Origin of the sequence: Clostridium sp. (assembly GCF_036569345.1) — a bacterium.
In the GTDB taxonomy this organism is placed as follows: domain Bacteria; phylum Bacillota; class Clostridia; order Clostridiales; family Clostridiaceae; genus Clostridium_AD.
In genome coordinates this window covers 16,971-43,743 of the sequence record NZ_DATCQT010000203.1, presented here as the reverse complement: position 1 = coordinate 43,743, position 26,773 = coordinate 16,971, and the positions used below count along the sequence as shown (strand labels likewise).

The window sequence follows — 26,773 nt, the reverse complement described above, 5'->3', positions numbered from 1 at the left end:
ATAACTTCTGTTAGAAGTTTAATCATCTATTAAAAGATTGATGATTTTAGCATAAAGTTCAGAAGGATTTTTCCTCCATTTGGTGCATAGATTACGTGCTTGCTTGTTTGATGTTACACTTAGTTTAATATCTATAAGTGTAAAACTATCTTCAGAAGCAGTTAGGTTAACTAAATAATTATTATTGTTTTCTATTGTATAATCGGCACTAACTGTTAACTCTTTTTTGATGTTTTCAAGATGAGCTTTCAAATAATCATCAATAAGTTGCACTTTACTTTCTGAAATTCTTCCTTTAAATAAGGCAAGAACATTATCACCCTTTTGCGAAATAACTAATCTTTGTTTACCTTTTTGCTCAGTATGTTTAAGTAGGTTAGATGTAACTAATTCTGTAATATATTGTTGCAAAGTAAAATAATTTATAAAATTATTCTCTAAAATAATTTGTGTTATTTGAATATTAGAAATTGGTAACTTTATTTTATAAAATATATAGAGTAAAAGAAGCTTATTTTCAGCTAAGTCTAAAGCATCCTCAAACATATCATTTCCTCCTTGTAGCACGCCTAATCCAAAACAATAATCAACTGTTTTGTTTCATGTAAAATTAACTATAAACATTATAACATAAAAAGCACCGGATAAATCGGTGCTTTTAATTTTAAGAATTTATAATAATTCATCTAAAGTTTAATAAGAAATGAATTTTATAATTTAAATTATACATATATATTAACTTTTAGAATATAAATTTAAAGTATAAATGTACAAAAGGACAGTAACAGTTATTAACTGTTATCGTAGTGCAGAGTAATATAAGGAGGATATAAGAAGGGCATGAGCTACATAAAAAAGAACGTAATAGTGTTTTGTGTGATTTTTATTGGGATTTCAACAATTATAGGTGTTTATAACTTTAAAACTAAAGGTGTATTTATAAACGAACAACGTAAATTACCAATTTACTCAGTGGATACTAAAGACAAAAAGATTGCAATTTCCTTCGATGCAAGCTGGGGAGATGATAAAACGGCAGATATATTAAAAACATTGGATAAATACAATGCTAAAGCAACATTTTTTGTTGTGGGAGCATGGATAGACCAATATCCGGAGATGCTAAAGACCATAAGCCAGAAAGGTTATGAAATAGGAAATCATACTAATAAACATCCAATAATGACTACAATATCTAAAGCAAAAATGATTGAAGAAATAGCTGCCACAGATGCTAAAATAATGTCTATAACAGGTAAGGTAGCGACACTTTTTAGGTGTCCATCCGGAGAATATAACAATGCAGTTATTGAAACAGTAGAATCTACAAATCATTATTGTATTCAATGGGATGTAGATAGTATCGATTGGAAAGAACAAGGTGCGGAAATTGAGTATAATAGAATAATAAAAAACACTAAGCCAGGCTCCATACTTTTATTTCACAATCAGGCCAAGTTCACTCCTGAAAATTTGCCTAAAATTTTAGAGTATTATAAAAATCAAGGATATCAGTTTGTAACAATATCAGAGCTTATATATAAAAATAATTATTATATAGATGCAACAGGAAAACAAATACAAAAATAAAAGTAAAATGTATTGAAATTTAATATATAGTTGTATTATAATGGAAATATAAATTAGTAACAATTTTGGGAATATATTTACTAATAAAATTATGTAAATATTAGGTATATTATATTGGAAAAATGAATACTTATATTCTAAAGAAAGTTTATTAAAAAAACTAAGGGGGAAAGAGGGATTATGATGGAGAATGTTATGTTAAATAACAAGATTTATTTAGAAGGAAAGGTAGTATCTGAATTGAAGTTCAGTCATGAAATGTATGGGGAAGGGTTTTATGTATTTGATTTTGAGGTTTGGAGACTTAGCGAAACAACTGACATTTTAACTATAACAATTTCTGAAAGACTAATTGCAGGTATGGATATCAAAACAGGAAACGAATTTATAGTTGAAGGCCAACTTAGATCTTACAATAAATTTGTTGAGGGATCTAATAGATTAATATTAACAGTGTTTGCTAGGGATATTAAAATTTGCGAAGAACGCAGTAAAAATCCAAATCAAATATTTTTAGATGGATTTATCTGCAAAAGCCCAGTATATAGGACAACTCCTTTTGGAAGAGAAATTGCAGACATGCTTTTAGCAGTTAATAGATTGTATAATAAATCTGATTATATACCTACAATTGCCTGGGGGCGAAATTCTAGATTCTGTAAAAGTCTTGAAGTAGGAGATAATATAAGAATTTGGGGAAGACTTCAGAGCAGAGAATATCAAAAGAAATTATCAGATGACGAAGTTATAAAAAAAGTGGCATATGAAGTTTCTATATCAAAGATGGAAAGAGTAACCAAAGATGGGGAAAACACAGTAGAATCAGACAATATGGCTGAAGAAGAACAGAGCTTCGAAGTTTTAGATGTTATATAGTATAAATATTTAAGTTTCAACTTTAGTCCGTTGAAATAGATCATAAGTTATGGAAAATTAAATTTGAGCAAGCTTTAGACATAGAATAGAGCATATATTACGGTAAATACATTCGAACAAGCTTTAGTAATTCTTAATTAATTTTATTGGAAGATACGTTAAGAACAGTACATGTTTGAGCGTTAGCGAGTTTGTACTGTTTAGTATCTTTTAATAAAATTAGTTTAGAATTACTTAGCGAAGTAAGATGAATTTGTAGTAATATATGCTCTTTGCCATTACTTTCTTAGATCATCAAGTAATTGAGTTTTTCCTTTAGTTTTATCGTCCACATTTTTTATTATTTTTGCTGGTGCTCCGGCAACTACAACATTTTCGGGAACATCATTTACAACTACGGATCCAGCTGCAACAATTGAGTTTTTGCCGATTTTTACTCCTTCGAGTATTACAGAGTTTGCTCCAATTAATACATTGTCTCCGATTTCACAAGGGCTTTTGCTTGGTGGTTCTAGAACTCCAGCTACTACGGCTCCTGCGCCTAAATGAACCCTTTTACCAAGTTTCCCACGTGCACCAACCACGGCATTCATATCTACCATAGTTTCTTCACCAATTTCAGCACCTATGTTAATTACAGCTCCCATCATTATAACAGCATTTTTACCTATGGTAACCTTGTCTCGTATAATTGCACCTGGTTCAATTCTAGCATCAATATTTTTCAAATCTATCAAAGGAATAGCAGAGTTTCGTCTATCTTGTTCAAGTTTGAATTTTTTGATTTTGTCTTTATATTTTATTAGAAAATCTGATACCTCTTCACTTTCACCAAAAAGCATATAAAAATTTCCACTACCAAAATTTTCTATATATCCAAATTCACATTGTGATAAATCTCCATCAATATAGAGTTTAATTGGAGTAGCCTTTTTAGCTTCTTTTATGTACCTTGCAATTTCATAAGGGTCTGTTAAATCATAATTCATAATTATTCTCCTCTCGTATTATAAGTATTAAGCCAAATTATTATTTTTATTCTAAAAAAATTTATAAAATACTGATTTTTATTCTATTATATAGTAAAATACTTATAATGCAAATGATTGAAAAACTCAAACGCTTAAAAAGAAGAAAAAGCTAAAAAATAAAAGCACTTGAAAAGGATGATATTATGAATAATATATTTTCAAAAAACGTAAACAATATAGAGATTTCTGGAATAAGAAAGTTTTTTAATAAGGTTTCAAAGGTTCAAGGAGCAATTTCTCTGACCCTAGGGCAACCTGATTTCCCAGTGCCTAAAGATATTAAAAAGGCCATGATTGAGGCTATTAATGAAAATAAAACTGAATACACAGTAAACGCTGGCATTCCAGAACTTCGACATGAGATTTCTAAGTTTTTAAGGGACATGGGCATTAACTATTTAACGGATGAAATAACTGTTACCGTTGGTGGAAGCGAGGCGCTGCTATGTATATTTGCATCATTTTTAAATGATGGAGATAAAGTTCTTGTGCCAACGCCTGCTTATCCAGCATATGAGAGTTGTGTTAAGCTTTTTGGAGCACAAGTAGTTAATTATAATCTTAATAGTGATTTTACTATTAATTTTGAGACCTTAAGTAAACTTATTAATGAGGAAAACCCCAAGATTTTAGTGATGTCACATCCGTCAAATCCAACTGGAGCAACATTATCACAAGTTGAAAGAGATAAGCTTTTTCAAATTTTAAAAGAAAAAGATATTTATATAATAAGTGATGAGATGTATAGCTCATTATGTTATGGAGATTACTATTCTTTAGCTCAAATTGATGAATTAAGAAATAGAGTGATTTTGGTGGGTGGATTTTCTAAAATGTTTTCAATGACTGGACTCAGAGTAGGGTATGTTTGTGCAAGCAAATATATTACGGATAATATAATGAAAGTGCATCAATATAATGTTTCTTGTGCGACATCAATATCTCAATGGGGTGCGTATGCTGGATTGCGATTTAGCATGAATGATGTAAATATTATGAAAGTAGAGTTTGAGAAGCGAAAAGAATATGTATATAAGAGATTAAAGCAAATGGGAATGGATACAACACTTCCTAAAGGGGCCTTTTATATATTCCCATCTATAACAAAATTCTCTATGAGTAGCGAAGAGTTTTGCACCAGGTTGTTAAATGAAGGTAAGGTTGCTGTTGTCCCTGGCTCGGCGTTTGGAACCGGAGGAGAGGGTTTTATAAGGATTTCTTATTCTTATAGTTTGAAAGTGTTAAAAGAGGGTTTAGACAGAATGGAAAAATGGATTAAATCATTACCTGAGGCACTGTAATAAACGACTTCAGAAGGAGATTTAAAGAATAACCTAAAAATGCACTTTATAAGGTAGGCTTTGAATTAGCCACTTTATAAAGTGCATTTTAATTTATATGAGAACTTTATATTTTAAAACTTAAATGTATGGTTGTAATTTAGTTTGACATATTAACTACATCATCCATAGTATATAGACCTTTCTGTTTTCCGTACATAAATTCACAAGCTTTAAGTGCACCTATTGCAAAAACATCTCTTGATATTGCAGTATGCTTAATTTCAATACATTCTCCTTTACCTGCAAATATGACTTCATGATCACCTACAATACTTCCACCACGTAACGCATGAATCCCTATTTCATTAGGTTTCCTTTTGCATGATCCATCCCGTCCATTTACGAAAACTATTTCGTCATCAATACAGTCTTTAATTGTATTTGCAAGAAGTAGAGCGGTACCACTAGGAGCATCAACCTTTTGGTTGTGATGTTTTTCAATTATCTCAATGTCAAAATCTTTATAAAGCATACTGCTTATACTCTTGAGTATATTATTAATGATGTTTACCCCTATAGACATATTTGCAGAGTGAAATACTGGAATTTCTTTGCTGAGGGAATCAATAATAGACAATTGTTCTGCAGAGTAACCAGTAGTGCAGAATATAATAGGAATATTTTTCTCTCTAGAGTAATTACATAAGGAATCTAGAGCATCTGGTCTTGAAAAATCTAAAATTACATCTATTTCAATTTCGCATTCAAGTATGCTGTCATAACATGGATAACTTAAATTAGTTGAATTTCTATCAACACCAGCAACAATTGAAACTGTTTTAGATTCTTTTGCCATTGCTGAAATAACTTTGCCCATTTTTCCGTTGCAACCATTTAGAAGAATTCTAACCATTAGATTTCCTCCTTTAAGGGGATGTTATAAGCTTTCAATTCTTTTTTTAAAAACTTCAAATTAATTTCTTCCATTTCACATAAAGGTAGTCTTAAAGAACCAACATTCATTCCCATAAGATTCATAGCTGTTTTTACAGGAATCGGATTGGTTTCAACAAATATAGCGTTATTGAGGGGAAGATAATCTAGTTGAATCTTTAGAGCAGCTTCATGCTCCCCACTTAAATATAATTCACACATATTATGCATGACTGTAGGAATTATATTTGCAATAACGGATATAACTCCGATACCACCTAAGGATAATATAGGTATAACTTGGTCGTCATTACCTGAATATATATCTAAGTTATCTCTGCATAATGCTTTTATCTGTGCAATTTGACTTATATTACTACTTGCTTCTTTAACTGCTACAATATTTGGTATTACGCATAGTTTTAGAAGTGTACTTGGATTAATATTGAGAGATGTTCTAGACGGAACATTGTATATTATTATTGGTGATGTTACACTATCTGCGATTGCTTTATAATGTTCAAATAATCCCTTTTGAGTAGTTTTATTGTAGTAAGGCGTGATTAAAAGTAATCCATCTACTCCAATTTTTTCTGCCCATTTACTCATAGCTATTGTAGCAGCAGTATCATTACTTCCTGTGCCGGCGATTACTGGGATTCTCTTATTAACTAAATCAACTGTAAATTTTATAGTCTCTTTTCTTTCTTGCTCACTCATAGTAGAAGCTTCACCTGTAGTGCCACATACCACAATAGCATCTGTTTTGCTTTTGATATGCCATTCTATTAATTCTTCAAGTTTTTTGAAATCCACTCCTCTTTCGTTAAATGGGGTGATTATTGCAACACCAGAACCCTTAAAAATACTCAAAAGATTACCTCCTCGTAGTTATATGGATACTAATTATTAATAATTGTTAGTATTCATTAACTATTTTATTTGTACTACTATATATTTATTGATTCAGATTGCTTTTAGTGAAACATTTCGTCATATAAAATGATAATTATTTTAAAGAAGACGTGAATAGTCACTAAAATATTTTTCTCTATTATACTACATTATATAGCCCACGTTTGAAAATATATATACTTTTTAAAAAAAAAATGAAACTAGCAACATATAAATTGAAAAAAGTATTCGGGTTATTATAATTATACAATACTAACGCAAATAACTTTATTTAAATCATACTTAAATTAAAAACTGAATAAATTTTATTTTCTTTTATTATAATGAATAAAAGACCTCCAAATTGTAAAAAATATAATATATTACAATTTCAAATAGGAGGTACACCATGGGGAAAACACCTTTAAAAAAAGTTATAAAAGCTAAATTAAAAACCAACAGAGAGTTAACCAAAAACGAAATGCTTAGAGAAACGTTAAAATATGAAATAGCAGAAGAATTAGGATTAACTGAAAAGATAGGTGAATGTGGATGGAGTGGACTTACAGCAGAGGAAACAGGAAGAATTGGAGGCTTAATGACTAATCGAAAGAAAGCTATAAATCTCCCTAAAAACAAAGATTTCTAAAAAAATAAGTAAATTACTTTGGACAATATTTGGTGTATAGGTTAGTATATTATATACCATTATAGTTTTAAAGGATTAATCTTTGAAAAAGAATTAATCTTTGAAAAAGAAGAAATCTCTGAAAAAGGAGAAATGTTAATATGGACTGTTATAAAGAATTTGCTCATATCTATGATGAATTAATAAATTCTGATATTGATTATAAAACATGGGCTTCTAATATATTAGTTATTTGCAAAAAATATAATCTAGATATGGAGAGCTATTTAGATTTAGCCTGTGGTACAGGAAATCTTACTATAGAAATTACAAGTGAATTTAAGAATATATGGGCAGTTGATTTATCTTGTGATATGTTGAGTCAAGCAGAAAAAAAAATGAGAGATGCGCACTTAGAAGCTAAATTTGTATGCCAAGATATTTGTACATTGAATTTAAACAAAACATTTAATCTTATAACTTGTTGCTTAGATTCTACTAACTACATATTAGAGGAAGAAAACTTTAAAAAGTATTTAATAGGTGTTTATAATTTATTAAAAGAGGATGGTTTATTTGTTTTCGATATTAATTCGTATTATAAATTGACTCATACTCTTGGTAATAATATTTTTAATTACGATTCGGATGATGTCGTATATATTTGGGAAAATTATTTGGAAAATGATATAGTAGAAATGAATTTAACTTTTTTCGTAAAAGAGGGACAAGTATATAAACGCTTTGATGAACAACACTCAGAAAGAGCTTACACCGAAAAATATGTAGAAAAAGTTATAAAAGAAATTGGGTTCGAAATAGTTAAAAAGATGGATAACTACGAAGATAAAATAGTAAGCGATAGCACAGAGCGAATATGTTATGTACTTAAGAAGTAAAAAACAAGAATAGGTTATAGGAGGTTAGTATATGGATAAATTAGTTAGAGCTACTGCAAAGGAAGGGCAGGTTAGAATAGTCGCAGCCATAACTACGGATTTAGTAAATGAAGGAGTTACGATGCATTTATGTGCGCCAACGGCGGCGGCAGCTTTTGGTAGGATGCTAACAGCTGGTACTCTTATGGGGAGCATGCTAAAATCTAAAGAGGATAGTTTGACACTTCAAATTGATGGTGGAGGTATTGCTAAGGGCGTGGTAGTAACTGCTCATGCTGATTCAAGTGTAAAAGGGTACATAGGGAATTCTAATGCAGATTTGCCAGCTAATAAAAAAGGAAAACTTGATGTAGGTGGTGCAATTGGCACGGATGGTTATTTAAGAATTATAAGAGATATGGGTCTAAAGGAGCCATATGTGGGGCAAGTACCAATTGCTACTGGTGAAATTGGAGATGATTTAGCATACTATTATACTGTTTCGGAACAAACACCGTCTGCTGTTGGACTAGGAGTTTTAGTTGACACTGACATGAGTATTAAAGCTGCAGGAGGGTTTATAATCCAAATGATGCCTGGCGCAGATGAATTTTTAGCTGATATAATTACATATAGACTTGAAGAAATTCCATCTATAACTGAATTTATAGAAAAGGGGATGAATATTGAAGAAATTTTAGAATTCATTTTTGAAGATATGGAGCTTAAAATACTTGAAGATATTAAACCAATGTATAAATGTGATTGTTCTAGAGAAAGAGTCGAGAAGGCACTAATAAGTATAGGCAAAAAGGATTTGGAAGAAATATATAGTGATGGTAAAACGGAAGAACTTAAATGCCATTTTTGTAATAAAAATTATGAATTTAATCATGAAGATATTGGAAAATTACTCAAAGAAGCTAAGTCATAGATAAAAGATAGCTTTGGGTCAAAGGAATATAGTATATGTGCTGTTGCTTTTTATAGTGAACTAAATACAAGCTATATTCCATAATAACATATACTAATATTATTATTGGTTGAAAAGGGAAGAGAATTGAAGTAAATTAGATTAATAGGGAGTATAACTTAAATATATATGGATATTAACTATATTTGAGGTTGACAGCTATAAGAAAATCTTATAATATAGTGAAGTACTCGTAGGCGAGGAAGTAAACAAAAGAGTAAAAAACAGTTAACATATAAAGTTGTTGACAAGTTTTATGAAATGATGTAGACTATACTAGTCTGATAAATACATGTGGGAGCATAGCTCAGCTGGGAGAGCATCTGCCTTACAAGCAGAGGGTCACAGGTTCGAACCCTGTTGTTCCCACCACATATGGCCCAGTAGCTCAGTTGGTTAGAGTGCCGCCCTGTCACGGCGGAGGTCGAGGGTCCGAGTCCCTTCTGGGTCGCCATTTAAATCTAGAAATAAAGTTTTAAAATTATTAAGGCTGGATAGCTCAGTCGGTAGAGCAGAGGACTGAAAATCCTCGTGTCCCTGGTTCGATTCCTGGTCTAGCCACCAGTGTTGCGGAAGTAGCTCAGTGGTAGAGTGCCACCTTGCCAAGGTGGACGTCGCGAGTTCGAATCTCGTCTTCCGCTCCAAAAACTTTAAATGAATCAAATAACATGGCGCTATAGCCAAGCGGTAAGGTCAAGGTCTGCAAAACCTTTATTCCCCGGTTCAAATCCGGGTGGCGCCTCCAAAGAAATGAAAAGCAACTCTAATACTGATATTTCAGTATTAGAGTTGCTTTTTTTTATGTTCTGTTTTAGTTCTTTGTGTTATCTGAAATAATATAAGAAATTAATTACTTGAGTCTTAAAATGCTACCTCTATCGATTAGTTTCCCATTTCTTAAGAACACAGGTTCAACCTTATGTTTTTTTAGAAATTCTAATACTTCTTTACCGTATAAATAATGATCTAGGTGACCATAAAAAGCTAGTACGTTATCTTCAATAAGACCCGTTGCACCACCGATAAAACCGTAACTAAGCCCAGGGAGAAGAATATCACCAGGAGGGATTAATAAAACATCTATTTTTTCTAGACTCAGTGCCTTAGCGATGGAAATGTCACTAGTGATAATAGCATGATCTTTTACCACACAAGTAGAACATTTTGTATAACCTTGTTTGACGTTTATTAATTTTTTATCTTTTGAAAGGGACAAAAGATTTATATCAGTAAAATTAATTAGGTGAACAAAAAGATTGCCTATGATAAGGGCATTGAGACATATATCATAAGGATATTCTATTTTTAAAGACAAATTTGATTTATAAACTTTGTAATTTAAAGAAATTAAGCTACTTATAAATTTACTACCCATATTTTTATGAACTACAATTTTATTTCCTAAAATATTCAAAAGCATATCTGGGTGACCACAAACAGCTTCATATAGAAGGTTGCTAGGAGGGCAAAATTGCAAGGTATATCCTCTAGAAATTAAAGACTCTTTTTCTTCATTATGAATTCTAAAATCAACAATAACATTTTTCATTATTATACTCCTATTTTAAAAAAATTCTTAACATTATTATATAACACAAAGTTATTATAAATTGCAATATGTCGATAATTGTTTAATCTATTTTGCATATACATTAATATTACACACATACTATCTTTGTGAGAAGGGAGTGTGGAAAATGCTATTATTAACTGTTGTTTATAATAGAAGCATGGAATACTTAATTGATGAAATTAAAGACATGAAAAAGTGTTTTGAAGATAAAAAAGTGATTTTAGGCGTAGTAGAGTCTATAATAGAAGATACTCACTTCATAAAGATTTTTTGCAATGATGACAACTTAAGCGATAGTAGTAGAAAATCATTTAATTTGCAATTTGCAAATATGTTATACAATATAGTAACAGTGGAATTTTGTAAAAAAGAGATCAATAATTTTTTAGAAGAAACTTATTTTTTTCTAAAATATAATGAAATAAAACAAATTAAACCTAAGATTCAAGAAGCTTTGCTTAGCGAGGGTGCAATATCTGGTCCTAATATGGTATATTGTATAAATAGAAAAAATAAAATAATAGACAAAATAACAAAATGTATACAAGAAAACAATGAAATTAATATAAGTGGATTCTTAACCTTTAGGACAAAAGAGCTAAATGGGGATTTAGAGTGTATTGTTGATAAAGTTGTAGAAGAATATATGGTAGAAAAAGAATACAATGAGTTTATAAAATTGTTAAAATACTTTGTTGAAGTTCAAGAGTGCAAGGTAGATGTAGTTAATATACTAATTGAAAAAAACGGAAATTATTATTTAACAGACGGAGATGGCAATGACTTAGTAGGCGATATGATAATGGAGTTACCTAATGTTAATTTTGATTTAAAAGAAAATCAAGAAGAACTTATAATTAGTACAATGATAACTAGTGCTCCTAAAAAAATAATTATACACTGCGTAGAGCACTGTAAAAATAAAGAATTAATTACAACCATAAGTAAAGTTTTCGTAGATAGAGTTTATTATTGTGATGAATGCGATGAATGTCAAAGGATAAAAAAAGGGATTTTGGTATGAGTAATTAGTGAAAAAATAAGAAATCAATATATGAATAAAATAAATACAAAATAGTGTTGACAAACTAATAATTAGATAGTATAATTTAAATTGTTGTGAATGAAAATATAAGAATTATTTAATATAATAGAGTAACAAGAAGAGACAGCCGTTTCTCACCTAACAGTGAAGCTAGTTAGGTTAATTAGTAATTTAAATTTGTTACTATTAAGGACGGCATTTTGCCGTCCTTTAATTGTTTAAATATTATAAAATTATCTTAAAACATCTAGGAGGTGAAAATTATTAGTAAAAGCAAAGATTTCATGATGAATGAGGAAATAAGAGATAGAGAAATAAGAGTTATTGGAGCTGATGGTTCTGCATTAGGTATTCTGAATACTAAAGATGCTTTAAAACTTGCAGAAGAGAAAGACTTAGATTTAGTTATGATGTCTCCTACTGCAAAACCACCAGTATGTAGAATAATGGATTTTGGTAAATTTGTCTATGAACAACAGAAAAAAGATAAAGAAGCCAAAAAGAAGCAGAAAGTAGTTAATCTTAAAGAAATACGACTTAGTGCAACAATAGAAGACCACGATATCGCAATTAAGGCTAGCAATGCTAAAAAATTCTTGTTAGACGAGGATAAGGTAAAGATAACTGTAAGATTTAGAGGAAGAGAAATTGAAAACTCAAAGGTTGGACATAAAATATTAAGGTCTTTTGTAGAAAAAATCGGTGATGTTTATGTTGTTGAAAAACCAGCGAGGCAAGAGGGAAGAAATATGATAATGATTTTAGCTCCCAAAAAAGCATAACCGAGAGGAGGAATTTTATTATGCCTAAAATGAAAACACATAGAGGCGCAGCAAAAAGATTTAAGAAAACAGGTACAGGTAAGTTAAAAAGAGCAAAGGCTTTCACAAGTCATATATTAACAAAGAAAAGTCCAAAAAGAAAAAGGAATCTTAGAAAAACTGCATATGTTTCAACAACTCAAATAAAAGCAATGAAGAAACTGTTACCATACTTATAATTGAATGGTGCTTAGGAGGTATATTAAATGGCAAGAATTAAGAGAGCAGTTAACGCTCATAAAAACCATAAAAAAGTATTAAAGCTTGCAAAGGGTTACTACGGTGGAAGAAGTAAGTTATTTAAAACAGCTAATGAATCAGTAATGAGAGCACTTAGAAATGCTTATATTGGTAGAAAATTAAAGAAAAGAGATTTTAGAACACTTTGGATAGCTAGAATCAATGCGGCTTCAAGATTAAGTGATCTTTCATATTCAAGATTTATGAATGGAATGAAACTTGCAGGCATAGATATAAACAGAAAGATGCTTTCAGAGATTGCTATAAATGATCCAAAAGCTTTTGCTGAATTAGTAGAAGTTGCAAAAAAACAATTACAAGCATAAAAATTATTTATACAAAAATGTAGCCTTTTGGCTACATTTTTTATTGTATTTTTGACAAAATTACGTTACATGTTATAATTAATAAAACATCATAATGTGAAAATTTAAAGGTGCAGAGGTGACTTATTTGGGATTACATATTAAAGATCTTAAAAAAAGAAATATATATACTCCTGTTCAGATACTTGCAATAGGTTTTGCTGTAGTAATACTTATAGGGGCGATACTTCTGAGTTTACCTATATCCTCGCAAAGTGGTAAAATTACACCTTTTATAGATTGTATATTTACTTCTACATCTGCGGTGTGTGTTACAGGTCTTGTAACCCTAGATACTGGAACCTATTGGACCTATTTTGGTAAAACAGTGATAATGTTATTAATAGAAACGGGTGGACTTGGATTCATGTCTGTAGCAACTTTAGTTTTTTTTATATTAGGTAAAAGAATATCATTAAAAGAAAGACTAGTAATGCAAGAGGCTATGAATGTAAATTCACTACAAGGTTTAGTTAAAATGATTAAATATGTATTGATATTTACGTTTTCTGTTGAAGCAGTTGGGGCGGTGTTATTCTCAACACAATTTATTCCTCAATTTGGAATTGCTAAAGGGATATATTATAGTGTATTCCATTCAGTATCTGCTTTTTGCAATGCTGGATTTGATTTAATGGGGAATTTTAAAAGTGTTACTGCTTATGCTAATAATTCTGTAGTAATATTGACAATTTCAGCGCTAATTGCAATAGGTGGGTTAGGATTCTATGTATGGGTAGAAATATATAATTGTAAGAATATTAAAAGGTTATCACTACATTCTAGAATAGTTATTTATTCAACGATAGTCTTAATTGTTGGAGGGGCAATACTTATGTTTATCTTTGAGATGAATAATCCAAATACTATGCAAGGGATGTCCCTGAAGGGTAAAGTACTCTCTTCAATATTTGCATCAGTTTCTCCTAGAACTGCTGGGTTTAATTCTATTCCCTTAGATAAAATGACAACAGCTGGAAACTTTTTAACAATAATGTTAATGTTTATTGGTGGATCTCCTGGTTCAACAGCTGGTGGAATAAAAACGGCTACTGCAGTTGTGCTTTTTATGACTGTAGTGTCTGTAGTCAAAGGACATGAAGATACTGAAATATTTCAAAAACGCATAAGCAAGGATGTTGTGTATAAAGCTTTCGTAATAACTGTTCTTGGTCTTGGGATTGTTATGGGAGTTACTATGGTATTATCTATTACAGAGTCACCAAAAATTCCTTTTGAATATTTTTTATATGAGGCTACTTCAGCATTTGCTACAGTTGGGTTAACATTAGGTTTAACTACAAAATTAACATTTGTAGGGAAAATAATAATAGCCCTTACCATGTATGCAGGGAGAGTTGGACCGCTTACTATAATATTAGCATTAGCTAAAAATAAAAAGGCTAAATCTGGAATTGTAAAATATCCAGAAGGTAAAATTTTAATTGGGTAGGGGTGGAGTTAATGAGTAAAAGGCAGTTTATTGTTATAGGTCTTGGAAGATTCGGAACATCTGTTGCTGAAACATTATATTCATTGGGAAATGATGTATTAGCAGTTGATTCTGATGAAGAAGTAGTTCAGGAAATTTCAGATACAGTAACTCATGCAGTTCAAGTTGATGCGAATGATGAAAATAGCTTAAGAGCTCTTGGTATTCGTAATTTTGATTGTGCAGTTATTAGTATAGGTTCGAACATCCAAGCTAGCATTTTGGCAACATTACTAGTTAAAGAATTAGGAGTGAAATATGTAATTGCAAAGGCAACTACGGCGTTACATGCTAAAGTATTATATAAAATAGGTGCTGATAGAGTAGTTTTCCCAGAGCGAGATATGGGTGTTCGCGTTGCTCATAATTTAGTGTCATCAAATATATTAGATTATATAGAATTATCTCCTGATTACAGTATTGCTGAAGTTGTTAGTCCGGAAGAATGGCATAATAAGACTTTAGGAGAATTAAATATTAGAGCTCAATATGGTATAAATGTAATGGCTATAAAAAGAGACAATGACATTGATGTTTCTCCAGCAGCTGATAACATAGTTGAGCCAGGTGATATTATTGTGGCCATAGGAAATATTGAAGAATTAAATAAATTAGAAAATCTAGTTAAATAAGGGGTTCTTCGTTTGGAATATATTCAAAGCAAGGATAATCTATTGATTAAAGATATTAAAAGGTTAAAGGAAAAAAAATATAGAATAAGTAGTAATATGTTTTTAGTTGAGGGCTTTAGATTTGCGCAGGAAGCACTACACTCTGAGTTTGAAGTATTGAATATTTTTCTAAGTGCTAGAGGAGAATCGAAATATATAAGTTCTAGCATGGAAAATGAGCTACAGGTAAATACTAAAGTTTATAGTGTTAGTGATAGTTTATTTAAAAGTATTTGTGATACGGATAATCCACAAGGTATTCTTGCTGTAGTTAGAAATAAATCTGTAGATATTAAATATGATCACGGGTTCTACATGTTAGCCGATAAAATTCAAGATCCAGGTAATATGGGAACTATAATTAGAACTGCTCATGCAGCAGGAGCATTAGGGGTTATAATTACAAAAGGAACAGTTGATATTTATAATGAAAAGACTTTAAGGGCTACAATGGGTTCTATTTTTAAAATACCTGTTATATGTGATGAAGATTTATCACTAGTTCAAAAACTTAGGAGTGAAGGATTTAAATTGATTACGAGCTCATTAGATACTGATAAAAATTTTTATGATGTAAACTTAAAAGAAAAAGTTATTATATCAGTTGGAAATGAGGGTAATGGAATAAGCACGGAAGTATACGCGATATGTGATTTGAAAATTAAAATTCCAATGCCTGGTGGTGCAGAATCTTTGAATGCGGCTGTAGCTGCATCGATTATGATGTATGAAGTGGTAAGACAAAACAATATTATAGGATTTTAAAACTTATAGTTGAAATCTTTCGTAATTGTGGTTATAATGTTTTGTATACTTTCACAAATTATTTAAATAATATTAAGCTGTGATGGAGAGAGTAAATATAAAAATGTTTACAGGGATAAGAAGCCTTAGACTGAAAGCTTACTTAAGAAATTTTTATATTGAAGTTCACTCCGGAGTTCTATCAGTGAAACTAAGTAACTGCTAGCGGTTAGAATCGATAAATTTATCTAAGAGGACTAATATTTAGTCAATTAGGGTGGTAACGCGGATATTCCGTCCCTTCATTTGGGACGGTTTTTTTTGTCTTTTAAAAAATTATAAAATTCAATAGGTAAACAAATATGGAAGGAGCATGTATTATGAAAGAAAAGTTAGAAAAAATAAAAACCTCAGTTATAGAAGAATTAAAGGGAGCTACTATTAAAACAGAATTAGAAAATATTAGAGTTAAGTATTTAGGTAAAAAAGGTGAATTAACACAAATATTAAGGGGGATGGGACAGCTCTCTAATGAAGAAAGACCAATTATAGGCAAGTTAGCCAATATAGCTCGAGAGGATATAGAATCGCATATAACTAAAGCTTTAGGTATATTAAAAAACAATGAAAATGAAATGAAGCTTAAAAGTGAAGTTATAGATATATCTATGCCAGGGAAAAAACAAACAGTAGGGAAAAGACATCCATTGGATTTAACACTTGAAAAAGTTAATGAAATATTTTTATCTATGGGATTCGCTATTGAAGAGGGTCCTGAGGTAGAGACAGATTATTATAATTTTGAGGCGTTAAACATACCTAAAAATCATCCTGCAAGAGGTGAACAAGATACCTTTTACATAAATGATAGTGTAGTTTTAAGAACACAAACCTCAGGAATTCAAATAAGAACTATGGAAAATCAGAAACCGCCTATAAAAATGATTGCACCAGGTAAAGTTTATAGATCAGATGCAGCGGATGCTACTCATTCACCAATATTTTATCAAATTGAAGGTTTGGTAGTAGATAAGGGCATTACTTTTGCTGATTTAAAGGGAACGCTAGAAGCATTTACGAAAAAGATGTTTGGTGGCGATATGGAAATGAAGTTTAGACCACATCATTTTCCGTTCACAGAACCATCAGCTGAGATGGATGCTACTTGTTTTGTGTGTAAAGGTGAGGGCTGCAAGGTTTGTGGTGGCAGTGGTTGGATAGAACTTTTGGGTTGTGGAATGGTTCATCCGCAGGTTTTAAGGAATTGTGGAATTGACCCAGAAGTTTATAGCGGATTCGCTTTCGGATTTGGACTTGATAGGATTACAATGTTAAAATACGGAATAGATGATATAAGGGCACTTTATGAAAGTGATATGAAATTTTTAAAACAATTCTAAATTAATAATGAAGCTTCGAAGAATATTATTTAATATTATACGAATAGATAATGTAAAAATTATCTAAGAATACAAGGAGGTATATTATGAAAGTTCCAGTTAATTGGCTTAAAGATTACGTAGATATAAATATTACACCAAAAGAGCTTGGCGACAAACTAACTATGTCTGGTTCTAATGTAGAAGAGGTTATTATAGCAGGGGCTGAAATTGACAATGTTGTTACGGGGAAAATAATAGAAATTGTTAGTCACCCAGATGCTGATAAATTAGTTGTATGTCAAGTAGATATAGGATTACTACAACCAATACAAATTGTTACGGCGGCTACTAATATGAAAGAACAGGATATCGTACCAGTAGCACTACATGGATCAAGTCTCCATGGGGGATTAAAAATAAAAAAAGGTAAACTTCGTGGCATACTTTCAAATGGTATGTTTTGCTCTGAAGAAGAACTTGGAATTGCAGGGGATAAACCAGTTCATGGACTAATGATACTTCCACAAGATACGATTATTGGAGGTGACATAAAAGAAGTTTTAAATCTTCAAAGTGCTTTAATAGATTTTGAAATAACTTCAAACAGACCAGATTGCCTTAGCATTTTAGGGATAGCTAGAGAAACAGCTGCAACTTTAGGCAGTTCGTATAAAAAACCAGCACTTGATTATACAGCTACAGCAGTTGAGAATGTGGAAGATATTTATAAGGTAAATATTAAAGATGAACTATGTAGAAGATATATGTTAAAGGGAATAAAAAATGTAAAAATAGAACCATCTCCACAATGGATGAAGGAAAGACTACTAGAGGCAGAACTTAGACCTATAAACAACATAGTGGATATTACAAACTTTGTTATGGTTGAGCTCGGTCAGCCTATGCATGCATTTGATGCTAGGCAAATTACTACTAATAACATAGTTGTTGAAAGAGCAAAAAGTGGAGAAAAATTTATTACATTAGATGAAACTCAAAGAGAATTAGATGAGAGCATTTTAAATATAAAAGATGGAGATAGGACTATAGGGATTGCAGGCATAATGGGAGGCTTGAATTCAGAAATTAAAGAAGATAGCTTTAGTATAATATTTGAGAGTGCAAACTTTGATGGAGTTAATATAAGACTCGCTTCTAAAAAATTAAATCTAAGAACTGATGCATCTTCAAAATTTGAAAAAGACTTAGATCCTAATATGGCTGAAATGGCGATTAATAGAGCTTGTCATTTAGTTGAGGAATTAGGCGCGGGTGAAATAATGAATGGATGTATAGATATATATCCAAAACCTCTTAATTCTCATAGTATAGAAGTGGATGCAAATTGGATTAATAAATTTTTAGGAACTGATATATTAAAGACAGATATGAAAATATATCTTGATAGATTAGAACTTGCTACTGAGATAATAGGCAATTTTTTAATAATACAGGTGCCTACATTTAGGTCCGACATAAACATAAGAGAAGACATCGCAGAAGAAATAGCTAGAATGTATGGTTATGATAATATACCATCTACTATGCCTAAATGTGAAACTTCAAGAAGTGGTAAAAGTGAAAAGCAAAAATTAGAAGATAAGGTTGTACTTTCTTTAATCGGAAGTGCGCTAAACCAATCCATAAGTTATTCTTTTGTAAGTCCTAAAATATTTAATAAGATTTTAGTTCCTGGCGATAGTGAATTAAGAAAAGTAGTTACTATAAAAAATCCTTTAGGAGAAGATTATAGTATAATGAGAACTACAACAATACCGTCTATGATGGAATGTTTATCAAGGAATTATTCGAGAAACAATGAAGAGGCTAAATTATTTGAGATAGGCAAAGTTTATATACCAAATGAAGATGTTAGCAAGCTCCCTGAGGAAAGAAATATATTAACTATAGGAATGTACGGTAATGTTGATTATTTAGACTTAAAAGGGGTAGTAGAAAATGTATTAGATAGTTTAGGTATGAAAAGTGTATCTTTTAAAAGAGAGAGTGAAAATACAACTTATCACCCTGGAAAAACCTCGAATTTATATGTAAAGAGAGAATTCGTAGGTGTGGTTGGAGAAATTCATCCCGCTGTTTCAGAGAACTATGAGCTAGAACCAAGATGTTATATAGCAGAGTTAAACCTAGATGTATTATATAAATATGCTGATTTAAATAAGAAGTATAAACCACTTCCTAAATTCCCAGCAGTAACAAGAGATATTGCACTTATAGTTGATGATTCTATTTTGGTTCAAGACATTGAGGATGTAATTGTAAAACAAGGTGGCAATATTGTAGAAAGTACTAAGCTATTTGATGTATATAAAGGCACACAAATAGAGGATGGAAAGAAAAGTATAGCTTATGCCATAGTGTATAGACGTATCGATAAGACATTAACAGATGACGAAGTAAATAAGGTACACGAAAAAATATTAAGATCTCTAGAACATAAATTAGGGGCTCAGCTTAGATAAAATCACCAAATAAGAACTCCCTTAGAAATAAGGGTTTTTTTATTTGCATTATTTTTTGAAATTACAGTCCAATATATTAATTGTTTTATTTGATGTGTTAATTTGAAAAAATTGGTTTTATTAAAAGTTATATTGTGGTACAATAAGTTTAACTAATCTGTCTAAGAGGGTGTTTTAGATGAATATTGTAACAATAAAGATAAATGGTGTTGAATATAATTTAAAAGGTGATGAAAGAGAAGAATATTTACATATGGTAGCTAGTTACGTTGATAAGAAGATAAAGAATATAATGGGTAAAAATGAAAGACTAAGTACTTCGTCAGCAGCAATTCTAACTGCTTTAAATTTAGGCGATGATATGTTTAAAAGTAATTCAATTTGTAAAGAACTTTCAAATAAAGGTGAATCTCTAGAAAAACATGATGAAGAATTGATGGAGCAATTAGAAAGTTTAAAGAAACAATTAAGTCATTTAGAAGACTATAATCAAGAATTGCTTAATAAATGTAAAAGTACAGAGAAAACTGAATATACGATAACATTAGAGCAAGAAAATATAAAGATACAACAACAATTAGAAGTTATGCAAGAGACCAGTAAAATTTGTATCGAAGAAAATAGAAAAATAAAAGCAGAAAATAAAGAAATAAAATTTAATCTTCAATCTTACAAATATAAGATAATTGACTCGAATAATAAGTCGTTAGAAGATCAAATTAGTTTAGCCAAACTAAAGAAAATTAATAATCCACTTTTAACTTCACGTAAAAAATAAAAATAATTTAAATATATGTTGAATTGTCGCCAAAAGGCGACTTTCTTCTTTAGTAGAGAATTATTAATGTTTATATCACTTAAGAGTGATAAATTGGACTTCCATAAATTCACCCTATCACTGGGGTGTTTTTTTGGGTATAATTAGAGTATGGTTTTATTAAATAAAAAGGGTGGTACATAAATGAATGTGTTAACAATAGAAGAAGTGAGTAAAAGTTATAGTGAGAGAATACTCATTAATAAGGCATCATTAGGAATAAGTGATGGAGATAAAATTGGATTAATAGGAGTTAATGGTACTGGAAAATCTACATTTTTAAAAATAATAGCTGGCTTTGAAGTTCCTGATGAGGGAAGGATTATAAAAGGCAGCATGATGAATATAGAATATTTATCTCAAAATCCTGAATTTGACCCAGAAGCTACAGTGCTTGAGCAAATTTTTAAAAGTGATACTGATGTAATGCATGTTATAAGAGAATATGAAGTCGCAATAGAAAAAATGGAAGAAAACCCAGAAGATGAAAAACTTCAAAATGCACTAATGAACCTTAACACTAGGATGGATGCATGTAATGGATGGGAAGTTCAAAATGATGCGAAAATAATACTTACAAAACTCGGAATAACTGATTTTAAGCAGCGAATAGGAGACCTTTCAGGTGGGCAAAGAAAAAGAGTGGCGTTATGTAGCGCGCTAATTACTCCCTCCGATTTATTGATTTTGGATGAACCTACAAATCATATGGATAATGCAATAATAGATTGGTTAGAGAAATTTTTAAACAATAGAAAAGGTGCACTACTTATGATTACTCATGATAGGTATTTTTTAGATAGAATCACAAATAAAATTATTGAATTGGATAAGGGCATTCTATATAGCTACCAAGGAAATTATAGTGTGTTTTTGGAAAAGAAAGTTGAAAGAATGGCTTTAATGGGTTCAATGGAGAAAAAAAGAGAAAGTTTATTTAAAAAGGAACTAGCTTGGATAAGGCGTGGGGCAAAAGCTAGAACTACTAAGCAAAAGGCAAGAATTGACCGTTTTGATGAGCTTCGCGATGGAAAAGTTGATGTAACAAACGAAAGGTTAGAATTATCTTCGGCATCAACAAGGCTTGGTAGAAAAATTATGAATGTAGAACATATTTATAAAGCGTTTGGTGATAGGAAATTGATTAGTGATTTTAGTCATGTGTTTACTAGGAGAGATAAAGTAGGTATTATAGGGCCTAATGGTATGGGTAAATCTACGCTTATGAATATTTTAAGTGGAATATTAAGTCCAGATTCAGGTACAATAGAGCGTGGCGAAACATTGAAAATAGGATTTTTCCATCAAGAGAATGGTGAGATGAATGAAAAACTACGTGCGATAGAGTACATTCGCGAAGGTGCAGAATATATAACTACAGGTGATGGAGAACAGATTACAGCTTCTCAAATGCTTGAGAGATTTTTATTTGATGGAACTACAAAACATTCCTTTATTTCTAGTTTATCCGGTGGAGAAAAACGAAGGTTGTATTTGTTAAGAATTCTTATGGAAGCTCCAAATGTACTATTTTTAGATGAGCCGACCAATGACTTCGATATTCAAACTCTAGCAGTGCTAGAAGATTATTTAGATGGATTTAATGGCGTGGTTATAACTGTATCTCATGATAGATACTTTTTGGATAGGGTATCAGACAAAATATTCAGTTTTGAAGGAAATGAGAAGATAATTCAATTTGTAGGAAATTATTCTGAGTATCAAGAATATATAGAAAAAAATCCAAACTTGCTTGAAGATAATAAGGTCGTGAATGAGGCTGAAGATAAAGAAATTATAAAAGATATTAGCCAGGAAATTAAACAAGATAAACCTTTGAAATTTACTTTTAAGGAGCAGAAGGAATTTGACGAAATTGACGGTGAAATTGAGAAAAAAGAAATAGATCTTGTAGAGGTTAACAAAAAAATTAATGATGGAAGTAGTGACTTTGAGTATTTACAGAAACTAGTTAAGTTGCAAAAACATATTGGGCTTGAAACTGAACGACTAATGAAAAGGTGGACATATTTAAATGAATTAAATGAGTCAATTGAGGCTCAAAAAAATAGTTAACAGATAATGAGTGTAAAGTTTATACAATAAAGAAGGTATAATCTGTGGATAAAAATAGAGATATAAAAATATCTGTGCGTAACTTAGTAGAGTTTGTACTACGAGCTGGCGATTTAGACATGAGGTTTATGGGAAGTAGTAGGGCTGTCGAGGGGACCAAAGCACATCAAAAAATTCAAAAGGAAAATAAAGAAAAGTATTCAATAATATTTGGAGAAGAATATTCATCAGAGGTAAGTTTAAAGCATAGCGTACAATATAATGGTACTACGATTCTTATTGAAGGGCGTGCGGATGGTATTCTAATTAAAGATGGTAAAGTCACCATAGATGAAATTAAAACTGTTACTAAAGATGTAGAACTGCTTAAGGAAGACTTTAATAGTCTTCACTGGGCTCAAGCCAAATGTTATGCATATATTTATGCAGTTCAGAATGATATTGAACTTATTAATGTGCAACTAACTTATTACGAAATAGAAACCGAAAAAACTAAGCAATTTATTAAAGCTTTTTCTATTAAAAGACTCCAAGAGTTCTTTGATGAAATTATTTCTGATTATTTTATATGGGCAAATATTACTAGTGCGTGGAATATAGAACGTGATGGAAGCATAAAAGATCTGAAGTTTCCCTTTGATAATTATAGAGATGGACAAAGAGAGTTAGCTGTTTCAGTATACAAAACAATAGTAGAAGATAAAAAAATGTTTGTGCAAGCCCCCACAGGAATTGGTAAAACTATATCTACTTTGTTCCCCAGCGTTAAGGCTGTGGGAGAAGGGCATACTGAAAAAATTTTTTACTTAACAGCTAAAACCATAACAAGACAGGTTGCAGAAGATGCTTTTGATAAAATGAAAAGGAACGGACTTAAATTTAAGACAATTACAATAACAGCAAAGGATAAAGTTTGTTTTAGTAAAGGGTGTGCATGTAATCCAGAGCAATGTAAGTTTGCAAAAGGGCATTTCGATAGAATAAACGAAGCTCTACTTGATATTTTAAAAAATGAAAATACATTTAGTAGAGGGGTAATTGAGAATTATTCTAATAAACATAAGGTATGCCCTTTTGAATTTTCATTGGATTTAACTTTATGGTCGGATTGTGTTATATGCGATTATAATTATGTATTTGATCCTAGAGTTTATTTAAAAAGATTCTTTACGGATAACAGCGGAGACTATACCATTCTGGTTGATGAGGCGCACAATCTAGTGGATAGAGCTAGAGAAATGTTTTCGGCGCAAATTCATAAAAAACTATTCTTACAATTGAAAAGAGATATAAAAGGTAAAAATGATGGAATGTACAAAATATTAAATAAATTAAACGCTTTTATGCTTAATATGAAAAAAATGTGTGATGAAGATGGGTATTACAAACAAAATTCTGAGCCAGTGGATATATACAATCTTCTTACAAGGCTTACTAAAATATTAGAGGTATGGCTTACAAAAAACGAAAAATCCGAAATATATGATAATTTTTTAGAACTGTATTTTAATTCTTTGAGTTTTATTCGAATAGCTGAATTTTATGATGAAAAATATATAACCTATGTAGAAACTACTGAGGATGACGTAGTATTAAATATATTTTGCCTGGACCCATCTAAGCTTTTAAGAGAAGCATCCAAAAGAGGGCGATCTGTGATATATTTCTCTGCAACTCTACTGCCATTAACGTATTTTAAAGAAATTTTGGGAGGAGAAAGTTTAGATTACCATTTAACGCTAAAGTCTCCTTTTGATAAAAATAGACTTAAGGTAATGATAGCTAAAGATATTTCCACCAAATTCAAATATAGAGAAAATAGTTATATAAAAATAGTAGAGTACATACATTCTGTAATAAGCGCTAAAAATGGAAACTACATGGTGTTTTTTCCTTCATATAAGTACATGGATGAAGTGTGTAATAGATTTTCTGAAAAATATCCGCATATTAAAATGAAGATTCAAACCAATTTTATGACTGAAGAGCAGCGAGAAGACTTCCTTCAAAACTTTAAAAACTTAAGTCATGAGAATATTTTAGGCTTTGGGGTTTTAGGGGGCATATTTTCGGAAGGAATTGATTTAAAAGGTGATGCTTTGATTGGTGTTATAATAATAGGAGTGGGTCATCCTATGATTTGCTTTGAACGAGAAATTATTAAGGAATACTTTGATAATAAAAGCAATTGTGGTTATGAATATTCTTATATGTACCCAGGTATGAATAAAGTACTACAGGCTGCGGGAAGGGTAATTAGAACAGAAGAAGATAAAGGAATCGCGCTGTTAATAGATGATAGATTTCTTCATCAAAGGTATAGACGACTTTTTCCAAAGGAATGGGATAATTATCAGATAACAAATGATAACACTCATGCTAAAAAAGAGGTTAAAGAATTCTTTAAAGAAGGCACATAAAAATATAATAGCATTTTAATTGCTATATATTTTTATGTGCCTTAAGCATTATAAAAAAATAATCTAACATAGAATTTTCTATAAAATAAAAAAAACTTGAGTTTAACTCAAGTTTTTCTAAATACAAATTTTTAAAAAACAATTTGGGGGATAAAGAAAAGGAAACTAATTTAATAATAACAGCTACAGATACATCTACATAAAATATTTACGTCAGTGAATACGATAATAATTAACTAATAAGACATAAATAGTTTCCTTTTTACTTTTGGGGGTATTATACATCAAAATAAGTTTTGTCTTTTGTTTTATTGATACCAATATGTTTCGACTTATTTCTTAATATAAGAGTAACATGGATTACACAAATAGTCAATAGAATTTTAAAAAGTTTAATATAACCTAAATTAATTTCAAAAAATACATTAATTCGACAAAAAAATAAATAAAGGATTTCAAATAGAAAATAAAATTAAATCAAAATAATTTTATAATCAAAGAATATTTTTTACAGAAAGTTAATAATGATTTAAGCCTTATAGTGCTAGAATATATATAAGAGTAACAATGGTGTAGATGGTGAAGGGATGATAACAATTAAAAATTGCTATTACATTCAAATAATAATAAGGGGGAAAAGTATAAATGTTTGTTAAATCTTCTAGAGAACTTTATGGCTGGGATAGATTTTCAAAAGTAACATTGCTAGTAGGAATTTTTTTGATTGTAACTAGGTATATGTGGATTTTAGGAGTATTACTTATTATTTATTCAATTTGGAGAAGTAGGTCAACAAATATCCTTGGTCGAAATAATGAAAAATTTGTTTATGAAAATATAGAGAGAAATTTTCATTATAAGTTTGATAATATAAGGCAAAATTTCAAACAAAATATAAAATTAATTGGTATTAAAATTAGAGAATATAAACCTTTAGAAAAATTAAAAGAAAGAAGAAAGTTTATAATAACTAATTGTCCAAAATGCAAACAAAAATTAAGGTTGCCAAGAAAAAAGGGTAATATAATTGTAACTTGCTCAAGGTGTTCTAGTGAATTTAGGTTAAAAACATAAAAAAGAGATATCCTTTTAAGGATATCTCTTTTGACTATTAGTCCTGTATGTATTGTTTGTTTTTGAAAAAATTACCTTAAACTATTTGCCTGATCCTAATTCAGCAAGACAATCTTTACAAATGTTTTTACCTTTGTAGTTTACAACGTCTCTTGCGTTTTGACAGAAAATACAAGCTGGTTCATATTTCTTAAGAATGATTTGATCACCATCTACATAGATTTCTAAAGCATCCTTGATATCTATATCCAAAGTTCTTCTCAATTCTATAGGAATAACAATTCTTCCAAGTTCGTCCACTTTTCTTACTATACCTGTTGATTTCATATAATTTCCTCCTCAAACATCTTTCGACTTATTTATAATTAAATTGTAGCAAAAATAACATAAAACGTCAATAGGTTTATGAAAATATTTAAAAAAAAAAATAAAAATTAACAAACTTTTACGTATTATGCAAAAAAAATATAATGGTATGTCATTT

At 30.4% G+C, this 26,773-nt stretch carries 25 protein-coding genes, 5 tRNA genes and 2 other annotated features; of the genes, 24 read left to right on the top strand and 6 right to left on the bottom strand.

All coding sequences use genetic code 11. The annotated features are described in order from the left end of the window. Positions 1-18 precede the first annotated feature (18 nt). Positions 19-546, bottom strand: coding sequence for a DUF4364 family protein (locus VIM70_RS21565; protein ID WP_331947836.1), 528 nt, complete (start codon positions 544-546; stop codon positions 19-21). A 294-nt stretch (positions 547-840) separates the two neighbouring features. On the opposite strand from VIM70_RS21565, the gene pdaB reads away from it, so the two are divergent. Beyond that, positions 841-1,590: a polysaccharide deacetylase family sporulation protein PdaB gene (gene pdaB / locus VIM70_RS21560; RefSeq protein WP_331947835.1), complete on the top strand. Its 750-nt coding sequence runs from the start codon at positions 841-843 to the stop codon at positions 1,588-1,590. Between the two features lie 183 nt (positions 1,591-1,773). Continuing rightward, positions 1,774-2,466: a single-stranded DNA-binding protein gene (locus tag VIM70_RS21555; protein WP_331947866.1), complete on the top strand. Its 693-nt coding sequence runs from the start codon at positions 1,774-1,776 to the stop codon at positions 2,464-2,466. Positions 2,467-2,744: 278 nt separating this feature from the next. Here VIM70_RS21555 and dapD read toward each other — a convergent pair whose 3' ends face one another. Then, positions 2,745-3,455: a 2,3,4,5-tetrahydropyridine-2,6-dicarboxylate N-acetyltransferase gene (dapD, locus tag VIM70_RS21550; protein WP_331947834.1), complete on the bottom strand. Its 711-nt coding sequence runs from the start codon at positions 3,453-3,455 to the stop codon at positions 2,745-2,747. Between the two features lie 185 nt (positions 3,456-3,640). Between dapD and VIM70_RS21545 the strand changes: the two genes are divergently transcribed. Next, positions 3,641-4,798, top strand: a complete 1,158-nt coding sequence (locus VIM70_RS21545; protein WP_331947833.1) for an aminotransferase class I/II-fold pyridoxal phosphate-dependent enzyme — start codon at positions 3,641-3,643, stop codon at positions 4,796-4,798. 139 nt (positions 4,799-4,937) lie between these two features. On the opposite strand, the gene dapB is transcribed toward VIM70_RS21545, so the two are convergent. Together dapB and dapA are read right to left on the bottom strand one after the other, a co-directional pair. Then, positions 4,938-5,693 (bottom strand): 4-hydroxy-tetrahydrodipicolinate reductase, encoded by a 756-nt coding sequence (gene dapB / locus VIM70_RS21540; protein WP_331947832.1) that lies wholly within the window; start codon positions 5,691-5,693, stop codon positions 4,938-4,940. Continuing rightward, positions 5,693-6,586, bottom strand: coding sequence for a 4-hydroxy-tetrahydrodipicolinate synthase (dapA, locus tag VIM70_RS21535; RefSeq protein ID WP_331947831.1), 894 nt, complete (start codon positions 6,584-6,586; stop codon positions 5,693-5,695). Before dapA ends, dapB begins: the two co-directional genes overlap by 1 nt. Before the next feature lie 430 nt (positions 6,587-7,016). On the opposite strand from dapA, the gene VIM70_RS21530 reads away from it, so the two are divergent. The 8 genes from VIM70_RS21530 (at position 7,017) to VIM70_RS21495 (ending at position 9,831) form a co-directional block, all read left to right on the top strand. Then, the gene (locus VIM70_RS21530; RefSeq protein ID WP_331947830.1) at positions 7,017-7,256 is read left to right on the top strand and encodes a small, acid-soluble spore protein, alpha/beta type; all 240 of its coding nucleotides are present in this window, start codon (positions 7,017-7,019) and stop codon (positions 7,254-7,256) included. A 140-nt stretch (positions 7,257-7,396) separates the two neighbouring features. Further along, the gene (locus tag VIM70_RS21525; RefSeq protein ID WP_331947829.1) at positions 7,397-8,134 is read left to right on the top strand and encodes a class I SAM-dependent methyltransferase; all 738 of its coding nucleotides are present in this window, start codon (positions 7,397-7,399) and stop codon (positions 8,132-8,134) included. 31 nt (positions 8,135-8,165) lie between these two features. Next, positions 8,166-9,047 (top strand): Hsp33 family molecular chaperone HslO, encoded by an 882-nt coding sequence (gene hslO / locus VIM70_RS21520; RefSeq protein ID WP_331947828.1) that lies wholly within the window; start codon positions 8,166-8,168, stop codon positions 9,045-9,047. 335 nt (positions 9,048-9,382) lie between these two features. Continuing rightward, a tRNA-Val gene (locus VIM70_RS21515) sits at positions 9,383-9,458 on the top strand. A gap of 5 nt (positions 9,459-9,463) precedes the next feature. Beyond that, positions 9,464-9,540: transfer RNA gene (locus tag VIM70_RS21510), tRNA-Asp, on the top strand. A gap of 34 nt (positions 9,541-9,574) precedes the next feature. Next, positions 9,575-9,650, top strand: a tRNA-Phe gene (locus tag VIM70_RS21505). Positions 9,651-9,655: 5 nt separating this feature from the next. Further along, positions 9,656-9,730: transfer RNA gene (locus tag VIM70_RS21500), tRNA-Gly, on the top strand. A gap of 26 nt (positions 9,731-9,756) precedes the next feature. Further along, positions 9,757-9,831, top strand: a tRNA-Cys gene (locus VIM70_RS21495). 105 nt (positions 9,832-9,936) lie between these two features. Here VIM70_RS21495 and VIM70_RS21490 read toward each other — a convergent pair. Further along, entirely contained in the window at positions 9,937-10,635 is a 699-nt protein-coding gene (locus tag VIM70_RS21490) for a DUF6873 family GME fold protein (RefSeq protein ID WP_331947827.1), read from the bottom strand. A 148-nt stretch (positions 10,636-10,783) separates the two neighbouring features. Between VIM70_RS21490 and ytxC the strand changes: the two genes are divergently transcribed. The 13 genes from ytxC to VIM70_RS21425 all read left to right on the top strand — a co-directional run bounded on the left by ytxC (position 10,784) and on the right by VIM70_RS21425 (position 26,289). Further along, positions 10,784-11,683: a putative sporulation protein YtxC gene (gene ytxC / locus VIM70_RS21485; protein WP_331947826.1), complete on the top strand. Its 900-nt coding sequence runs from the start codon at positions 10,784-10,786 to the stop codon at positions 11,681-11,683. Between the two features lie 130 nt (positions 11,684-11,813). Continuing rightward, positions 11,814-11,925, top strand: a sequence feature (ribosomal protein L20 leader region). Positions 11,926-11,958: 33 nt separating this feature from the next. Continuing rightward, entirely contained in the window at positions 11,959-12,486 is a 528-nt protein-coding gene (infC, locus tag VIM70_RS21480) for a translation initiation factor IF-3 (RefSeq protein WP_331947825.1), read from the top strand. Between the two features lie 20 nt (positions 12,487-12,506). Continuing rightward, positions 12,507-12,704 carry a 50S ribosomal protein L35 gene (rpmI, locus tag VIM70_RS21475; RefSeq protein ID WP_331947824.1) on the top strand — a complete coding sequence of 66 codons (198 nt, stop codon included), beginning with the start codon at positions 12,507-12,509 and terminating at the stop codon, positions 12,702-12,704. A 27-nt stretch (positions 12,705-12,731) separates the two neighbouring features. Continuing rightward, the gene (gene rplT, locus VIM70_RS21470; RefSeq protein WP_331947823.1) at positions 12,732-13,091 is read left to right on the top strand and encodes a 50S ribosomal protein L20; all 360 of its coding nucleotides are present in this window, start codon (positions 12,732-12,734) and stop codon (positions 13,089-13,091) included. A gap of 139 nt (positions 13,092-13,230) precedes the next feature. After that, positions 13,231-14,583 carry a TrkH family potassium uptake protein gene (locus VIM70_RS21465; protein ID WP_414648737.1) on the top strand — a complete coding sequence of 451 codons (1,353 nt, stop codon included), beginning with the start codon at positions 13,231-13,233 and terminating at the stop codon, positions 14,581-14,583. An 11-nt stretch (positions 14,584-14,594) separates the two neighbouring features. Next, a complete protein-coding gene (locus tag VIM70_RS21460) occupies positions 14,595-15,254 on the top strand; it encodes a TrkA family potassium uptake protein (RefSeq protein WP_331947821.1) in 660 nt (219 codons plus the stop codon). 12 nt (positions 15,255-15,266) lie between these two features. Then, positions 15,267-16,058, top strand: coding sequence for an RNA methyltransferase (locus tag VIM70_RS21455; RefSeq protein WP_331947820.1), 792 nt, complete (start codon positions 15,267-15,269; stop codon positions 16,056-16,058). Positions 16,059-16,128: 70 nt separating this feature from the next. Then, positions 16,129-16,342: a binding site (T-box leader), on the top strand. 75 nt (positions 16,343-16,417) lie between these two features. After that, on the top strand, positions 16,418-17,437 hold the full coding sequence (pheS, locus tag VIM70_RS21450; protein WP_331947819.1) for a phenylalanine--tRNA ligase subunit alpha: 1,020 nt from the start codon (positions 16,418-16,420) through the stop codon (positions 17,435-17,437). Positions 17,438-17,523: 86 nt separating this feature from the next. Further along, positions 17,524-19,902, top strand: a complete 2,379-nt coding sequence (pheT, locus tag VIM70_RS21445) for a phenylalanine--tRNA ligase subunit beta (protein WP_331947818.1) — start codon at positions 17,524-17,526, stop codon at positions 19,900-19,902. 178 nt (positions 19,903-20,080) lie between these two features. After that, positions 20,081-20,680 (top strand): cell division protein ZapA, encoded by a 600-nt coding sequence (gene zapA, locus VIM70_RS21440; RefSeq protein WP_331947817.1) that lies wholly within the window; start codon positions 20,081-20,083, stop codon positions 20,678-20,680. A gap of 183 nt (positions 20,681-20,863) precedes the next feature. Next, entirely contained in the window at positions 20,864-22,795 is a 1,932-nt protein-coding gene (locus VIM70_RS21435; RefSeq protein WP_331947816.1) for an ABC-F family ATP-binding cassette domain-containing protein, read from the top strand. Between the two features lie 119 nt (positions 22,796-22,914). Continuing rightward, positions 22,915-25,215, top strand: coding sequence for an ATP-dependent DNA helicase (locus tag VIM70_RS21430; RefSeq protein ID WP_414648736.1), 2,301 nt, complete (start codon positions 22,915-22,917; stop codon positions 25,213-25,215). Positions 25,216-25,860: 645 nt separating this feature from the next. Continuing rightward, on the top strand, positions 25,861-26,289 hold the full coding sequence (locus VIM70_RS21425; RefSeq protein WP_331947814.1) for a hypothetical protein: 429 nt from the start codon (positions 25,861-25,863) through the stop codon (positions 26,287-26,289). Between the two features lie 81 nt (positions 26,290-26,370). Here the strand turns inward: VIM70_RS21425 and VIM70_RS21420 are convergent, their stop codons facing one another. Continuing rightward, entirely contained in the window at positions 26,371-26,616 is a 246-nt protein-coding gene (locus VIM70_RS21420; RefSeq protein ID WP_071614011.1) for an AbrB/MazE/SpoVT family DNA-binding domain-containing protein, read from the bottom strand. Between the last annotated feature and the right edge of the window lie 157 nt (positions 26,617-26,773).

Excerpts from the sequence above, each read along its gene's own strand:
- VIM70_RS21435 (WP_331947816.1), top strand. The coding sequence starts at position 20,864 with ATGAATGTGTTAACAATAGAAGAAGTGAGTAAAAGTTATAGTGAGAGA.
- rplT (WP_331947823.1), top strand. The coding sequence starts at position 12,732 with ATGGCAAGAATTAAGAGAGCAGTTAACGCTCATAAAAACCATAAAAAA.
- pdaB (WP_331947835.1), top strand. The coding sequence starts at position 841 with ATGAGCTACATAAAAAAGAACGTAATAGTGTTTTGTGTGATTTTTATT.
- dapB (WP_331947832.1), bottom strand. The coding sequence starts at position 5,693 with ATGGTTAGAATTCTTCTAAATGGTTGCAACGGAAAAATGGGCAAAGTT.
- VIM70_RS21555 (WP_331947866.1), top strand. The coding sequence starts at position 1,774 with ATGGAGAATGTTATGTTAAATAACAAGATTTATTTAGAAGGAAAGGTA.
- VIM70_RS21490 (WP_331947827.1), bottom strand. The coding sequence starts at position 10,635 with ATGAAAAATGTTATTGTTGATTTTAGAATTCATAATGAAGAAAAAGAG.
- VIM70_RS21420 (WP_071614011.1), bottom strand. The coding sequence starts at position 26,616 with ATGAAATCAACAGGTATAGTAAGAAAAGTGGACGAACTTGGAAGAATT.
- hslO (WP_331947828.1), top strand. The coding sequence starts at position 8,166 with ATGGATAAATTAGTTAGAGCTACTGCAAAGGAAGGGCAGGTTAGAATA.
- rpmI (WP_331947824.1), top strand. The coding sequence starts at position 12,507 with ATGCCTAAAATGAAAACACATAGAGGCGCAGCAAAAAGATTTAAGAAA.
- pheT (WP_331947818.1), top strand. The coding sequence starts at position 17,524 with ATGAAAGTTCCAGTTAATTGGCTTAAAGATTACGTAGATATAAATATT.
- VIM70_RS21530 (WP_331947830.1), top strand. The coding sequence starts at position 7,017 with ATGGGGAAAACACCTTTAAAAAAAGTTATAAAAGCTAAATTAAAAACC.
- ytxC (WP_331947826.1), top strand. The coding sequence starts at position 10,784 with ATGCTATTATTAACTGTTGTTTATAATAGAAGCATGGAATACTTAATT.
- VIM70_RS21565 (WP_331947836.1), bottom strand. The coding sequence starts at position 546 with ATGTTTGAGGATGCTTTAGACTTAGCTGAAAATAAGCTTCTTTTACTC.
- VIM70_RS21460 (WP_331947821.1), top strand. The coding sequence starts at position 14,595 with ATGAGTAAAAGGCAGTTTATTGTTATAGGTCTTGGAAGATTCGGAACA.
- dapD (WP_331947834.1), bottom strand. The coding sequence starts at position 3,455 with ATGAATTATGATTTAACAGACCCTTATGAAATTGCAAGGTACATAAAA.
- VIM70_RS21430 (WP_414648736.1), top strand. The coding sequence starts at position 22,915 with ATGAGGTTTATGGGAAGTAGTAGGGCTGTCGAGGGGACCAAAGCACAT.
- VIM70_RS21525 (WP_331947829.1), top strand. The coding sequence starts at position 7,397 with ATGGACTGTTATAAAGAATTTGCTCATATCTATGATGAATTAATAAAT.
- pheS (WP_331947819.1), top strand. The coding sequence starts at position 16,418 with ATGAAAGAAAAGTTAGAAAAAATAAAAACCTCAGTTATAGAAGAATTA.
- VIM70_RS21425 (WP_331947814.1), top strand. The coding sequence starts at position 25,861 with ATGTTTGTTAAATCTTCTAGAGAACTTTATGGCTGGGATAGATTTTCA.
- VIM70_RS21545 (WP_331947833.1), top strand. The coding sequence starts at position 3,641 with ATGAATAATATATTTTCAAAAAACGTAAACAATATAGAGATTTCTGGA.
- zapA (WP_331947817.1), top strand. The coding sequence starts at position 20,081 with ATGAATATTGTAACAATAAAGATAAATGGTGTTGAATATAATTTAAAA.